This is a genomic window from Pseudomonas baetica (assembly GCF_019733355.1).
Lineage (GTDB): Bacteria > Pseudomonadota > Gammaproteobacteria > Pseudomonadales > Pseudomonadaceae > Aquipseudomonas > Aquipseudomonas baetica_A.
The window spans coordinates 30407-45746 of sequence record NZ_JAIHLQ010000047.1 but is presented as its reverse complement, the minus strand read 5'-3'; the positions used below and the strand labels follow the sequence as shown (position 1 = coordinate 45746).

At 54.6% G+C, this 15340-nt stretch carries 12 protein-coding genes; 6 read left to right on the top strand and 6 right to left on the bottom strand.

All coding sequences use genetic code 11. The annotated features are described in order from the left end of the window. Positions 1-80: helix-turn-helix domain-containing protein (locus K5E40_RS29505; protein WP_221733757.1), on the bottom strand; the 80-nt coding region annotated here is incomplete at its 3' end. 276 nt (positions 81-356) lie between these two features. Here K5E40_RS29505 and K5E40_RS29500 point away from each other — a divergent pair. The 3 genes from K5E40_RS29500 to K5E40_RS29490 all read left to right on the top strand — a co-directional run bounded on the left by K5E40_RS29500 (position 357) and on the right by K5E40_RS29490 (position 5475). Next, complete coding sequence (locus K5E40_RS29500) at positions 357-2069, top strand: DUF1302 domain-containing protein (RefSeq protein ID WP_221733753.1); 1713 nt, start codon at positions 357-359, stop codon at positions 2067-2069. Between the two features lie 71 nt (positions 2070-2140). After that, entirely contained in the window at positions 2141-4477 is a 2337-nt protein-coding gene (locus tag K5E40_RS29495) for an RND family transporter (RefSeq protein ID WP_260456134.1), read from the top strand. Positions 4478-4494: 17 nt separating this feature from the next. Continuing rightward, entirely contained in the window at positions 4495-5475 is a 981-nt protein-coding gene (locus tag K5E40_RS29490) for a YCF48-related protein (RefSeq protein WP_221733752.1), read from the top strand. Positions 5476-6085: 610 nt separating this feature from the next. Here K5E40_RS29490 and K5E40_RS29485 read toward each other — a convergent pair. The 5 genes from K5E40_RS29485 to glnT form a co-directional block, all read right to left on the bottom strand. Continuing rightward, on the bottom strand, positions 6086-7411 hold the full coding sequence (locus tag K5E40_RS29485) for an ammonium transporter (protein WP_221733751.1): 1326 nt from the start codon (positions 7409-7411) through the stop codon (positions 6086-6088). Positions 7412-7750: 339 nt separating this feature from the next. Then, positions 7751-9085: an FMN-binding glutamate synthase family protein gene (locus K5E40_RS29480; protein WP_221733750.1), complete on the bottom strand. Its 1335-nt coding sequence runs from the start codon at positions 9083-9085 to the stop codon at positions 7751-7753. A gap of 15 nt (positions 9086-9100) precedes the next feature. Further along, positions 9101-9784, bottom strand: a complete 684-nt coding sequence (locus K5E40_RS29475) for a protein glxC (protein WP_221733749.1) — start codon at positions 9782-9784, stop codon at positions 9101-9103. 11 nt (positions 9785-9795) lie between these two features. Then, the gene (locus K5E40_RS29470) at positions 9796-10701 is read right to left on the bottom strand and encodes a glutamine amidotransferase family protein (RefSeq protein WP_221733748.1); all 906 of its coding nucleotides are present in this window, start codon (positions 10699-10701) and stop codon (positions 9796-9798) included. 72 nt (positions 10702-10773) lie between these two features. Continuing rightward, positions 10774-12108, bottom strand: a complete 1335-nt coding sequence (gene glnT / locus K5E40_RS29465; RefSeq protein ID WP_221733747.1) for a type III glutamate--ammonia ligase — start codon at positions 12106-12108, stop codon at positions 10774-10776. A 275-nt stretch (positions 12109-12383) separates the two neighbouring features. On the opposite strand from glnT, the gene K5E40_RS29460 reads away from it, so the two are divergent. The 3 genes from K5E40_RS29460 (at position 12384) to K5E40_RS29450 (ending at position 15204) form a co-directional block, all read left to right on the top strand. Then, positions 12384-12989, top strand: a complete 606-nt coding sequence (locus tag K5E40_RS29460; protein WP_221733746.1) for a cupin domain-containing protein — start codon at positions 12384-12386, stop codon at positions 12987-12989. Between the two features lie 107 nt (positions 12990-13096). After that, positions 13097-14401, top strand: a complete 1305-nt coding sequence (locus K5E40_RS29455; protein WP_221733745.1) for an AAA family ATPase — start codon at positions 13097-13099, stop codon at positions 14399-14401. Further along, entirely contained in the window at positions 14398-15204 is an 807-nt protein-coding gene (locus K5E40_RS29450) for a hypothetical protein (RefSeq protein ID WP_221733744.1), read from the top strand. Before K5E40_RS29455 ends, K5E40_RS29450 begins: the two co-directional genes overlap by 4 nt. The last annotated feature ends 136 nt before the right edge of the window (positions 15205-15340 follow it).

Genomic DNA, 15340 nt, shown 5'->3' with positions numbered 1-15340 from the left:
ATCCTGCGCAGGCTCAAGCCTTGGGCATGACCGATTTGAATGGTGGCGCGTTCTTCAACGCTGAGTTCGGAATAAGACATAGGGGCAGCACCGTACCGGAAAGGTCAGGTGTTGCACTCAGTTTTCGCGGCCGCCATGTCATTCCTGTATATGAAACTGGAACTTGCGACTCTCTGGCTTTCGTCCAATACAACTTAGCGGAAGGTCGATATATAGTTGACGGCTCCCCGATTGGAAGTGGTAAGGATGTAAAATGGATTGTTGATGCAAGCGGAAACCCTCATATGAAACCGGGTTTTTATACACCGGAAAATCTTCGTGCAATGAGCGAACGATAGGCAGACGAGAAAATAATCATGAAAAGATTTTTGGTCCTTCGCCGTGAAACTTACAACCGCTCAGTAAAAATCACGTTTGCAGTACTATCTATTGCTGGCAGCAGTGGTGTAAGTGCATTTACTTTTTCTAACGATGCCGACACTATTCGCGGAAGCTTCGACTCTACAATATCAACAGGTACCGGTATTCGCACTCAGTCACAGAGCAATAACCTTGTGTCACCAACATATAATTCCGCCACTGGCGCACAGACTGGCGGCGGGCGAATGGGTCAACTTAGTGGCATGAGTGACCAAGGTGACATTAACTATGACAAAGGAGATGCGTTCACTACTTATTTGAAAGGCAGTCACGAGCTACTGCTCAAGATTCCAACCGAAGGCCTGTCGTTCATGGCACGTGGAACCTGGTTACGTGACGTATCAGCAACCGATACAACAGGAAATACGAGTGGACAAGACGCTTTTGCAACGAAGCCACCAGATATCAGAGATGGTTTAGCCTCACACGCACGAGAAAAGTTGGGTTTTCAGTCTCGTTTGCTTGACCTGTGGGTAAGCAAAACCGTCGATATTGGCGATCAGCAAGCCAGGATTCGAGTGGGCAATCAGGTGATCAGTTGGGGGGAAAGCATTTTCGAGGTAGGCGGTATCAACGCGACCAATGCCATTGATGTGAACCGTGCCTCGCAACCTGGTGCACAGATCAAAGAGTTTGTACTGCCCGCCCCAATTCTGAGCGTAGCGTCCGGACTCGGGAATGGATTCAATGCCGAAGTTTACATTCAAGGTCGTTGGGACGAAAGCTACCTCCCTCCAGTTGGTAGCTATTGGTCAACTTCAACTGTAGGGGCTGGAAGTGGAGCATATGGCGTACGCACTGAGGCAGCGCGCAACGGTGGGCAGTATGGACTTTCCTTACGTTACCAACCTGAAGGGGCCGCACTCAGCCTCGGCGTTTACGCCATTACTTACCACGATAAACTTCCGCAAATCTCACTTGATGCAAATGGCTCGACAGTCTACATGTATCCAGAAGATCGTCACATGTTCGGTATCAGCGCGAACTTTCCTATCGGTGACTGGGCGATCGGTACAGAGTTGTCCTATCGTCCGAAGGATGCGGTTTCTTTAAATGGATCTAGTGGCTGCGTGGCACAGGGTGGTAAGTGCTGGGTCGACGAGAAAAAATTTCAATGGCACTTGACTTCACTTTTCACACTTCAACCCTCAAACGCCGGAGGGCTACTTAAACTGCTAGGAGCAGACACCGCTTCCCTTACGACTGAAACGGTCGTCATTGCGTATCCTGGTTTGCGCGATAGTTATGGTGGATCACCAGTTGCTGCCGGCGGCTGGTTATGGGGCAATCAGTCTAATGATTTGGCAGTAACTGGAGCACTTAATAGCCCAGGCGATTCCAAGGGAACTAAATATTCTGGCGGTGTCGATGTTGATTTCAACTGGATTTACGATGGTTCATTAATTGGCGGGTGGCAGGTAAATCCTGGCATATATGTACGTAGGGGAATGTTCGGCTACACACCCAATGTAAGCGAGCAATTCATGGAAGGTGTTACCTCGCTAAACATGTATGTAAATTTCATACAAAACCCTGCAGACTGGCAGGTAAGCATTAATTATACCGAATTTCTAGGACCTTCTGATCCTTTGAGCAATCCGTTACGCGACCGTGATTTCGTCGGCATCAATGTATCACGAAACTTCTGAGGCACCATATGAAGTCAATAACCGGTGACGAATCTGCGCCCCCCAGCGCAATGGTTCGGATATTAAAAAAAATGGAAGACACTCTCTTCAGTCACAAACGGACTGTGCTCGGAGTGCTAATTTGCTTCACTGCTGTGATGGGTATTTTTGCGATCCAGCTACGGATGGATGCTGGATTTGAGAAGCAGCTTCCAATTGGTCATGAGTACGTCGATACATTTCAACAGTATCGGTCAGACCTACTCGGGGCCAACCGCTTGAGCGTGGTGGTTAAGGCTAAGAAAGGCACCATTTGGACGCCAAGCGGATTGAAGCGGCTTTACGACGTAACTCAAGCACTCAAATTTTTACCGAACGTTTCGGGCAGTAGCGTTCAGTCCTTATGGACACCCAATTCTTTCGTCTCTGAGATCACCGAGGACGGCTTTAGGGCAGATCCGATTATTCCGGGCACGGTAACCCCGGAAAATCTGGATGCTAAAACCATTGCCTTAATTTCAGGATCCGCAGCGCAGGGCGGCTTCATCGGAAACCTCGTCTCTCGTGATCAGACAAGCGCGATGGTTACCGCGGACGTCAACGAGTTAGATGTTAAAAATAATCACATTGACTACGTCGAATTTGACCGAGAGCTCGAAGCCTCTATCCGATCAAAGTTTGAAGATGCTGAGTTTGAAATTCAGATCATAGGCTTTGCCAAGCAGATTGGTGACATTGCTGAGGGCGCCTCGTCCGTTCTTGAATTCTGCATCATTGCTCTGTTGCTCACAGCACTCGCGGTCTATTGGTACTGTCGCTCGATTCGTTTGACGCTGTTACCACTAGCGTGCTCTCTTGTGTCCCTTATCTGGCAATTTGGCACTTTACGGTTGCTGGGTTTCGGGCTCGATCCGCTAGGTGTACTTGTACCCTTTCTAGTGTTTGCGATTGGAGTGTCACACGGCGTTCAACAGATCAACTTTATCGTCCGCGAACTTGCAAACGGACAATCAATGGATGCCGCTTCTAGATCAAGTTTTAGCGGACTATTGATACCCGGAACGCTGGCATTAGTGACTGCACTTGTATCGTTTATCACGTTGATACTAATGCCTATTCCAATGGTCCGAGAATTAGCCATCACTGCGTCGCTTGGCGTTGCGTATAAGATTATTACCAACTTGATAATGCTACCTGTCGCCGCATCGATGTTAAAAGTCGGCCATGAGTATGCATTGGGCGCAGAAATGAAAGCGGCACAGCGAGCACGTTGGCTCCGCGTTTTGGCGCGCGTTGCAACACCTAGAAACGCTGCGGTGATTCTTTTACTGTCCTTAACTTTGCTCGCCACTGCTATTTGGCAGAGTCGCGATCGTGTGATAGGAACCCTGCAGGCAGGCGCCCCTGAACTTCGGCCAGAGGCTCGATTCAATAAGGACGCAGTATCGATCGCGTCGAGCTATGACGTAGGGCTAGACTGGTTGACCGTCGTGTTCGAAGCACCTCCTATGTCATGCGAGAATGTCCAGGTTGGTATTTACCAAGATCGTTTTGTCTGGGCTATGCAGCCAGTTGAAGGCGTCATGTCGATCCTGTCTTTTTCTTCGCTGATGCGTCAGTACAACGAAGGTTATAACGAAGGCAATCCAAAGATGTCGGTTGTGCCGATCGATTCGGCTAACTACTCTTCAATGGGTGTTGAAATTGGTCGAGTTCCAGGGATCATGCGCAAAGATTGCAGCATGACGGCGGTGCACATATATCTAACTGATCACAAGGCAACGACCATCAATCGTGTAATTGATGCGGTGAAGAAATTCCGAAACGATGACAAACTATCAGGTGTCACTATTCGCTTAGCGTCAGGCAACGCCGGTCTGCTGGCAGCAGTCAACGAAGAGATTGAGCACAGTGAGTTGCCTATGATGCTTTATGTATATGCGACTATCATCTTACTTGTGTTTTTCACCTACAGAGATTTTCGCGCTGTTCTTGCGTGCTGCCTCCCACTCACTATCGGAACCTTCATCGGCTATTGGTTTATGAAGGAACTGCAAATAGGCCTCACGGTGGCAACACTTCCTGTGATGGTGCTCGCGGTCGGCATCGGAGTTGACTACGCGTTCTATATTTATAATCGACTGCAGCTTCACATGGCCGAAGGTGTCGGTGTTGTTAAGGCTCTGGAACAGTCGATACTTGAAGTCGGCACCGCCACAATCTTCACTGCGATAACCCTTGCAGTAGGTGTTTCAACTTGGTCTTTCTCAGAGCTAAAGTTTCAAGCTGACATGGGTAAATTGTTGGCATTTATGTTCATTGTAAACATGGTAATGGCAGTGACAGTTTTGCCTGCTTTCGCCGTTTGGCTTGAACGGCTGTTCCCTCGTAGCCGCCCAGTGCGTGCACCTGGCTTGTTAGCGCATTGATGACCGGAGCAGATCATATGAAAACATTGTCAAATCGGTTCGGGATCGCTTTTGCGATCGCCGCTGCAGCACTCACGACCTCAGCAACTACCTATGCTGATCTCGTCTCACCACTCCAGCCAACGCCGGCGTCACTATCTCCTATAGCGACTCAAGCACCAATGCTCGCTGCAACCTGGGCAGGTCAGAGAGCAGTAAGTGTAGGGGGTAATGGCATCATTTTGCTGTCCGACAACCGCGGAAAGTCTTTTAGGCAAGCTCAATGGGTGCCGATCAGCTCCACATTGACCGGAGTGAGCTTCGCTGATGCGAAGAGTGGCTGGGCTGTTGGCCATTGGGGGGCTATTTTGGCAACAACTGATGGCGGCCAGAAATGGCAAACCCAACGGCTCGTGGTCACTGAGGATCGGCCCCTGTTTGCTGTCCATTTCTTCAATGATAAACGGGGCATAGCTGTTGGGTTATGGTCGTTGGTATTAACTACTGAGGACAGTGGCAAGACTTGGGTTGAGCAAAAACTCAATCCAAAGGATAAGGCATTGTCCGACTTGAACTTACTCAACTTGTTTCCTGGCACTAAAAGCGATATCTACGCTACCAGCGAACGAGGTCGGTTGCTTCACTCGAGGGACGCCGGGTCTACCTGGGAATACTTGAATACAGGATACGAGGGGTCTCTATGGTGCGGGACGCAGTTAAGCGACGGCACACTTCTGGTCGGCGGGCAGCGTGGAACGTTACTCCGCAGTGACGATGCAGGGAAGAGTTGGGTGCGTGTACAGCTGGACAGGACAGGTTCGATTACCTCTATCGATACAAACGGTCTCGAAGTAATTGCCATTGGGCTCGATGGCCTACGGATGCAAAGCCTTGACGGTGGGCGCACGTTTAAAGAGGCTAAGGATCCGAGTGAGGAATCACTAACTGCAGCGCTTGCGACGCAAGAGGGAAAATGGTTGCTGTTCTCACGCCACGGAGTTGTTCATAACATCGAATAGATATTATCTAATGAAGTACGACTGGAATTGTATTTTTAGGGAACTTGTTACGGGGTGCGCGGATTTCGTGCCCAGGTAGAGTGAAACTACGACGAGGTGCTGCCAAAACACCACGTCGACGGCGCCTCTACCAGTGCTTGTAGCTGCACAGCAATAATATCCTCCACTGAGACAATGTTGAACTCGGAATCGCCAAGTCCGTCCGGCCGAAAATCGGCCGCTAGCTTGAAGAAGATAGTCGGCTAAGTTGGCGATCATTAGGTAAACCAGAAACCTAGCGGTTGTGATACCCACTATCAATGATCTGCGCTGAAACCGGGGATTGGAGTTTGGCTTTCTCGGCCGCCTTTGGCGCCGCTCGCAATATCTGATCTCTGCTCCAAATGCCGTGATATCGGTAATGATGAGGTCATCGAGCAGGCTGACCTGCTCGAAATTCATGTGCTCGCTGCGAGTTGGCAAACTTCACGTGCTTGATTTCGGAGAACTGTTGATTCAATTTCTCAAGCAGTGTTTGGTCGCGGGCCATATTCATACCCATGGGGCCGAGCTGCGATAACAAATAGTAGGCTGTAGACGAACACAAAAGCCTCGCCTTGTTGCGCAGAAGCTAATGGTTGTAAGCGCTTTCGTTGTGCTCAGCCAGATCCAGCCCCATCTCCTCCACATGCTCCTCAGCGCGCAAACCGATCATGGCCTTGATCACTTTGAGGATGACCCAGCTGACCGCAAAGCAGTACACCGTGGTGAACAACACGCCTTTGATTTGGGCGACGACCTGCCCCCCCAACGTCACGCCCTCCACGAGACCGCCCAGTGACGGCACGCAGAACACGCCAGTTAGCACCGCGCCGATCATGCCGCCGATACCGTGCAGGCCGAATACGTCGAGGCTGTCATCGTAGCCGAAACGTTTTTTCAGCACGGTCACACTCAGGTAGCAGAATATGCCGCACAGCAAGCCAATCGCCAACGCGCCGCCCACACCGACGTACGCACACGCCGGGGTAATGCCGACCAGACCCGCCAATGCCCCACTGGCCAGACCCAAAGCACTGGGTTTGCCAACCTTGAACCACTCGGTGAACATCCAGCCGAGAATCCCTGCACAGGCGCCCAGTTGCGTGTTGAGCATGACGATCCCGGACAGACCTTTCAAGCCACCGCCCGAACCGATGTTGAAACCAAACCAACCTACCCATAGCATCGCTGCACCCGCCATGGTCAGGCTGAGGTTATGCGCAGGCATCGGCGCGTTTGCATAGCCCTTGCGTTTGCCCAGTATCAGGCATGCCGCCAGCGCCGCCACGCCTGCGTTGATGTGCACAGCGGTGCCGCCAGCGAAATCCAGTACCCCCCAGTTATGCATCAGCGCGCCCGCCCCGCCCCAAACCATGTGCGCCACGGGCGCGTAAACCAGCGTAAACCAGACCGCCATGAACAAGAGCGCAGCAGAGAACTTCATGCGCTCGGCGAAGGCTCCGGCGATCAGCGCCGGGGTAATGATGGCGAAGGTCATCTGGAAGGTCACGAACACGCCTTCGGGGATATCGCCCACTAAGCTTTCAGGCGTCATGCCCGCCAAAAATGCGCGACTCAAGCCGCCGACGAAGCTGTTGAAGCTGACCTGGCCTTCGACCATGTTAGTAGTGTCGACCACCATGCTGTAGCCGTAGATCACCCACAACACACCAACCAGCCCAGCAATGCCGAAGCATTGAGTAAATAGCGACAGCATGTTCTTGGCCCGCACCAGACCGCCGTAAAACAGCGCAAGGCCCGGCAGACACATGAACAGCACCAGCACCGCCGCCGTGATCATCCACGCGGTGCTGCCAGTGTTGAGTGTCGGAGCATCGGCCGCCTGGGCCAGAGGAGCGAAGGCGCCAAGCGCCACTAACAAAAGTAGAGATTTGCCGGGAAGACGGTTAACCATTTTCTAAGCTCCTGCAATGAATGGAAAAGTGTCTGGCAGAAAGCGATGTGATGAAGCGCCGGGCCTGTTTGGCCTCTTTGAATGGATGAAGCGAAGCAAAAGAAATCTGCAATCATGACGCTCATCTGCGCTGTACAAAGATCCTGTGGGGGCCGGCTAGCTGGCGATTGCGCAGTGTCCGTCATTCGGCGCAAGCTCACCGCATCGCCATGCACAAAACCCGTAGCAGTACGAGTTGCCGGCGGTAGCAATCTTGAAATCGCCTCCGCCGGCAAGCCGCACGGCTACAGGGGCGGTGTCGGCCAATATCGGTAAAAGTCCGCAGCCGGTGCGTTGGTTTTAATACCCCTGCCCCGGAATCCACGAAGTCCCTGCCAGTGGCACCCGGGCCATGGCCGCGGATTCAACGGTCAAGGCCACCAGATCTTCGGGATCGAGGTTGTGCAGGTGCGACTTGCCGCAGGCGCGGGCCATGGTTTGCGCTTCCAGGACCAGCACACGCAAATAGTTGGCCAATCGGCGGCCGCCCTCGACCGGATCAAGACGCTTGGACAGCTCCGGATCCTGGGTGGTGATGCCGGCCGGGTCACGACCGTTCTGCCAGTCGTCATAGAAACCCGCCGCAGAACCGATCTTCTTCAGCTCTTCGTCCAGACGCGGATGGTTGTCGCCCAGGGCGATTAACGCGGCCGTACCAATGGCGACGGCATCAGCACCCAACGCCATTGCTTTGGCCACGTCGGCACCGTTGCGAATGCCACCCGATACAATCAACTGCACCTTGCGATGCATGCCCATCTCTTGCAGCGCCTGAACTGCCTGCGGAATTGCCGGCAGAATCGGAATGCCAACGTGTTCGATGAACACTTCCTGAGTCGCCGCCGTACCGCCCTGCATGCCGTCGAGGACGATCACATCGGCACCGGCTTTTACCGCCAGCTTGACGTCGTAGTACGGGCGGCTGGCGCCGATCTTCACGTAGATGGGTTTTTCCCAGTCGGTGATTTCGCGGATCTCGGCAATCTTGATCGCCAGGTCGTCGGGGCCGGTCCAGTCCGGGTGACGGCAGGCCGAACGCTGATCCACGCCAACGGGCAAGGTACGCATACCCGCCACACGCTCGGTGACTTTCATGCCCAGCAGCATGCCACCACCGCCCGGCTTGGCGCCTTGACCGAGGACGATTTCAATGGCGTCGGCCTTGCGCAGGTCGTCAGGGTTCATGCCGTAGCGCGACGGCAGGTACTGATACACCAGGTGCTGGGACTGGCCGCGTTCTTCCGGGGTCATGCCGCCGTCGCCGGTGGTGGTGCTGGTGCCCGCGATGGTCGCGCCACGGCCCAGGGCTTCCTTGGCGTTGGCCGACAGCGCACCGAAACTCATGCCCGCGATGGTCACTGGGATCTTCAGGTGCAGCGGCTTCTTGGCGAAGCGGTTGCCGAGGATCACGTCGGTACCGCACTTCTCTCGGTAGCCTTCCAGCGGATAACGCGACACGCTGGCGCCGAGCAGCAGCAGGTCATCGAAGTGCGGCAACTTGCGCTTGGTGCCTCCGCCGCGAATGTCGTAGATGCCGGTTTCGGCAGCACGCTGGATTTCCTGAATTGTCAGGCGGTCGAAAGTGGCCGATTCACGCAGTACTGGAGGTGCCTTTGGGGTTTGCGAGTCACTCATGTTCTTGCTCCTGAATCAGTACGCGGAAGCGTTATCGACTTTGAAGTTGTACAGCTGACGGGCCGAGCCATAGCGCTTGAAGTCCGCAGCCTTCTCGTTGAAACCGGCGCGGTTGAGCAGCTCTTGCAGCTCTTCCAAGTGTTCGGCGCGCATCTCTTTGCCGATGCAGTCCGACCCCAGTGACTCGACCTTGCCTTTGACGTAGATGCGGGTTTCGTACAGCGAATCGCCCAAGGCATCGCCCGCGTCGCCGCAGACCACCAGCCGACCGGCCTGGCCCATGAAGCAGCTCATGTGACCGATGCTGCCGCCGACCACGATGTCGATGCCCTTCATGGAAATCCCGCAACGGGCACCGGCATCGCCTTCGATCACCAACAAACCGCCGTGGGCGGTTGCGCCTGCCGCTTGCGAGGCGCTGCCCTTGACGCGCACATAGCCCGACATCATGTTTTCGGCGCAACCGACGCCGACATTGCCGTGCACGGTGACCGAGGCTTTCTGGTTCATGCCCGCGCAGTAGTAACCGGCGTGGCCCTGGATATCGACGGACACTGCTTCGTTGACGCCGACGGCCAGGTTGTGAGCGCCGTTGGGGTGAGTCACCACCCACTCGCGTTCTTCAAGGTTCTTGACTTGATCGTGCAGCGCTTGGTTGAGGTCGCGCACGCTGGCAGTGGAAAGATCGATGGTTTTCATGTGCGTGCTCCTTAAGCCGACTCGCGTTCCCAGATGTACATTGTGGCGGGAACGGGTTCCCAGACTTTGGCTTTTTCAATGCCCGGCAGGCTCGAAAGCGCCTGATACTCCGAGGCCATGGCGACGTAGTCGTCGGTCTCGGCAAGGATCGCGGGCTTGCAGGCAATCGGATCGCGAATCACCGCAAAACCGTTACGCGTGCCGATGGCGAAGGTAAAGAATCCATCCAGTGCTTCCAGCGAGCTGTCCAGCGCAGTCTTCAGCGAGTCGCCCTGCTGCAGGCGCCAGGCGAGGTAACCGGCGGCGACTTCGGTGTCGTTCTCGGTGTCGAAGTTGATCCCCTCGCGGCGCAGTTCCTGACGCAGACGGAAGTGGTTGGACAACGAGCCGTTGTGTACCAGGCACAGGTCAGCGCCGGTGGAAAACGGATGGCTGCCTTCCATGGTCACGGCGCTTTCGGTCGCCATGCGGGTGTGGCCGATGATGTGGCTGCCCTTCATACTGCCCAGGCCAAAGCGCTCAGAAATCTCTTTCGGCAAGCCCATGCCCTTGAGGATTTCGATGCTCTTGCCCGCGCTCATGATGCGCACGGTCGGCGCCAGTTCACCCAGCGCGGCACGCACGGCGGCTTCTTCAGCCTTGATCTTCAGGACGATGGCGCTGGCGTTCTGGAACCAGTCCAGCGGCGCACTCAGCTTGCCGTCGAGCGCTGCGATCAACGCCTTGAAGTCATAGCCTTCAGTGGTTGCTTGCAGGGTCAGCTTGACCCAGCCATCGCCCACTTCATCGCCATAGATAGCAAACCCTGCGCTATCCGGACCACGATCGGTCATGGCTTCGAGCATCGGCTCGAACAGTTTGCCGAGCTGGGATTCCAGCGCCGGGTTCTTGAGATAAAGCCCCACGATTCCACACATATTCATAACTCCTGGGCAGAAGACGCCCTAACCATTCGCAGGGCGTCGAAAATCGAATTGGTTAAAAACGGATCAGAAGAATTCGGTGTAACGCTTAACTTCCCAATCACTCACATGGCGGCTGTACTCCACCCACTCCATGCGCTTGAGCTTGATGAATTCGCCGACAATTTCATTGCCCATGACCTCGGCAAACAACGGGTCGGCTTCCAGTGCGTCGCAGGCTTCCTTGAGCGACTGCGGCAGGGTCTGGATACCGCGTGCGGCGATTTCTTCGAGGCTCAATTTGTAGAGGTTCTCGTTGCAGACGTTGTCGATTTCCAGTTGGCGGTCGATGCCATCCAGGCCTGCGGCGATGATCGCGGCGCTGACCAGATACGGGTTGCAACCAGCATCCGGCAGGCGGAATTCCAGACGGCCATAGGGCACGCGGACCATGGCCGAGCGGTTATTGGAACCGAAGGCGATAAAGGCCGGAGCCCAGGTCGCGCCGGACAGGGAATTGCCGACCACCAGGCGTTTGTAGGAGTTGACCGTCGGTGCCGCGAAGGCACACAGGGCCGGGCCGTGAGCCAGCAGGCCGGCGGCAAAGTGATAGGCCATTTTCGACAGGCCCATGCCGCTCGGGTCACTGGCGTCGTGGAACAGGTTCTTGTTGCTGGCGCTGGCGATGGACAGGTGGAAGTGCATGCCGTTACCGGCGCGCTTCGGATCCGGCTTGGGCATGAACGAGCAGATCATGCCCATGTCATTGGCGATCTCGCCGGCGGCCATACGGAAGAAGGTGAAGCGGTCTGCCGACTCCATGGCATCGCTGTAGGTGTAGTTGATCTCGAACTGACCGTTGGCGTCTTCGTGGTCGATTTGATAGATGTCGAAACCCACCGGCTGCAAGGCTTCGGTCAGGCGTTCGAGAAAGGCCCGGGAGCGCGACAGGCCCTTGTAGTCGTAGCACGGCTTGTCGAGGTTATCGCTGGCGTCCACCAGTTGCAGTTTGCCCCCGGCATCACGCTGGAACAGGCTGAATTCCGGCTCCAGACCGGTGTTGAGGGTCCAGCCACGATCACTCAGTCGCTCGACCTGCTTCTGCAGCACGTAACGACTGTCGTACGGCCATGGCTTGCCTTCGACGTGACCGATGCAGACCACCCGGCCGTAGCCAGGCTGCCATGGCACCGGGGTCAGGGACGACAGGTCGCCTTTGGCCATGAAGTCCGGCCCGTGAGGTTCCATGCCCATGCCGCAGATGGCAAACCCGGCGAAACCGGCACCATCTTCAGCGACCATTTCCAGACCCGATATCGGCACCGATTTGGTCTTGGACGATCCATGGATATCGACGAACTGGGCCAGCACGTACTTGATGCCGTGCTCCTTGATCAGCCGTTGTGTATCGGGTGGCAACATGTTCAGTCACTCCTGGTGAAAAAATACGCATGAGAGTTTTGTTGCCTGATGGGATTTATTCCAGCCAGGAAACTTAGTTTCTCATAAGGAATGCAAGCAGCTTGCCAACTTGGCACCGCGCGCAACGAAGGCTGATAAAGGGGAATTTCCCCTCCATATATGGGAAACTCGTTTTCATTAGGGGAATAATGCTGTCACAGAAAGAGCAGTCAGAGCCCACATCGCACATTCCTGGTGCGAATTTAAAATTACTGAACGGAAACCGTGCACAGTCGATGAATACGCCCGTAGAACAACAACCGAAGTTGAAGCTTGAGCAATATCTGGGTATTCAAATCAAGCGCCAGCGGCAAGCTCAGGAATTGAAACTGTCCGATGTTGCGCGCATCGCAGGAATCAGCCAGGGCATGTTGAGTAAAATCGAGAACGCTCAAGTCTCAACCAGCCTGGATAACCTGAGCCGCCTGTGCGACGTGCTCGGCATGCCCATGTCCAAGCTGTTCAGTCAGTACGACCAGCAAGGCAGTAGCGCCCTGCTGGTCAAGCATGACGAAGGACTGGAAGTGGTGCGACGCGGCACCGAGAAAGGCCACACCTATCACCTGCTCAACCATACCCGGGGGCCGAAGAAGAGTTTCGAGGCCTACATGGTGACCATGGACGACGCCAGCGAAGAGTTCCCGACCTTCTCTCACCCCGGCACCGAGTTTCTGCATCTGCTGGAAGGCGAACTGGTGTATCGCCACGGCAATCAGCTGTACCACATGGAAGCGGGCGATAGCCTGACCTTCGACGGCGACATCCCTCATGGTCCGGAAGAGCTGGTGCAGGTGCCAATCCGCTTATTATCAATCATGAATTACGGCGCACAGGGAGAGTAAGTCAGGGCCTCGACGTAGGGATATCGCATAGTTTTGTAGCGGTTGCTGATGGACCATCCTCTCAGCGTGACGCAAAATGCCCCTCTAGCCTAGAACCGGATTGCATCATGTACCTAACAAAACTCGAAATTTCCGGCATTCGCTCTCACAAAAACTTCGTGTTCCAAGTACCCGAAGAAAAACCTTGGGGTTGGCACGTTATCCTCGGTGATAACGGCGCCGGTAAGTCAAGCTTTGTTAAATCGTTGGCGCTGGCGCTGGCAGGCCCAACTGAGGCCCGAGCATTGCGTCAGGACTGGAGCACTTGGTTGAGAGCAGGCAGCGAGCAAGCCATTGTGACTGCTCATCTAACATGGAATCCTGACGTTGATTCGATCACAGGTCAGGGCCGTGCCCCGGTTAAGAAGCTGGTCTGCCAGATCATGATCGAATCTAACGACGAGGCCCTGAGTACCGGGGCAATTCTAGTGGAGGGGAAGCACAAGTCGAAAGGGCTCGAACGCACCCTATGGGGCCGAAGCAGTGGGTGGTTTTCCGCATCCTTCGGACCATTTCGCCGCTTCACCGGCGGCAATCGTGATTACGAGCGCATGTTCTACACCAACCCTCGCCTGGCACCGCACCTTACCGCCTTTGGTGAGGACATCGCGTTGACTGAATGCTTGGAATGGCTTAAATCGCTGCACATCAAACAACTCGAAAGCAGAGATGACTCGCAGTTCCTGGACAGTTTGATTGCCTTCATCAACAACGGCGAACTTTTACCCCACGGGTCACGAATCAGCAGAATCAGCTCCGAGGAAATAATCTTTGTCGATGGGAACGGCAACGAGGTCAGTGTTGATTTCCTCAGCGACGGCTATCGCTCAATTCTCAGCCTCACCTTTGAGCTGATTCGCCAATTGACCATCAGTTACGGCCAGGCGGCTGTAGCACAGGAAATTCAGACCGGCGCCATAAGCCTGCCAGGTATCGTAGTCATAGATGAGGTCGACGCGCACCTGCACCCATCCTGGCAAAAACGTATAGCACCCTGGTTCTTGAGCGTGTTTCCTAGGCTGCAATTCATCGTGACCACTCACAGCCCTATCATCTGTCAAGCCGCCGAACACGGCTCCGTATGGCGCCTACCGACACCAGGCACTGATGAATCGGGTGGGCAAATCCAAGGCGATACACTCAATCGTTTGATCTTCGGCAACATTCTTGAAGCTTACGACACTTCCTTTTTTGGAACCGATGTGAGCCGCTCCGAAACCTCGCGCTCCCAGTTGCTGGAGTTGGCGCAGCTTAATCGCAAGCACGCATTTGGTGAATTGACCGAAGACGAGTCCATTAGAATAGCCACGTTGCGTGCAACGATGCCCACTACGGCATCGGTGGCCGAACGGTCGGGACTGGAGGTGGAATGATTCAGCTCCCTTACACGGATGTTCCGCAGGAAATGCTTTCTGGCTTGGCCGACTACCAGAGGGTTGTCGACAGTCAAACCTCGTATGCGGAGCAAGTTGCCAAGGCCAAATCCGAGTTTTCCGCACGTAACAAAAAAACCAACATGGTATTCAAAGAAGTGCGGGCTGCACTGTCGAGGATGTGCACGAACACCCGCCGCTGCTGCTATTGCGAAGATTCGATGGCGGACGAAGTCGAGCATATCGCGCCCAAAGACCTCTACCCTGAACGGGTGTTTGACTGGCAGAACTATCTATATGCTTGCGGGCCGTGCAACAGCCCAAAAGGCAGCCAGTACGCGGTCGTAACAGCCAACGGCGAGCTACAGCCAGTCAATCGAGCTAAGGGTGCTGCAGTCACCCCTCCTATGGGTGGAACACACGCGCTGATCAACCCGCGATTGGAAAACCCTCAAGACTTCTTATGGCTGGATATTGTCGATACGTTCAACTTTGTCGCGTTGGCTGATCCAGGAACCCTTTCGGAGAGAAGGGCCACCTATACCTGCAAGATTTTGGCGCTGAACAATCGTGATGTACTCATTGAAGCCCGACGTGTAGCGTTCGGCTCATACCGAGCGCGGCTTTTTGAGTACATCCATAAACGCGACGACGGCGCCGAAGACGCTGAATTGCTCAGACTGATTGCCGGTTTGAAGGCGATGGCAAATCCAGCAGTATGGGCCGAGATGAAAAGGTCGCATGCGGCGCATCCAGAGATCAACCGGTTGTTCATTCAAGCGCCAGAAGCTTTGACCTGGTGACTTTGATCTAGATTGGCAACCTTCCTCAGGTCGTGCGGCCCACGACCTTAAAAATTTTCCCACCAGTTTAAAAAGTTTCCAGAAACCTCTGGACGCTTCATTTCCTTTCGCCTATAAAACAACCTTCAAGAATATT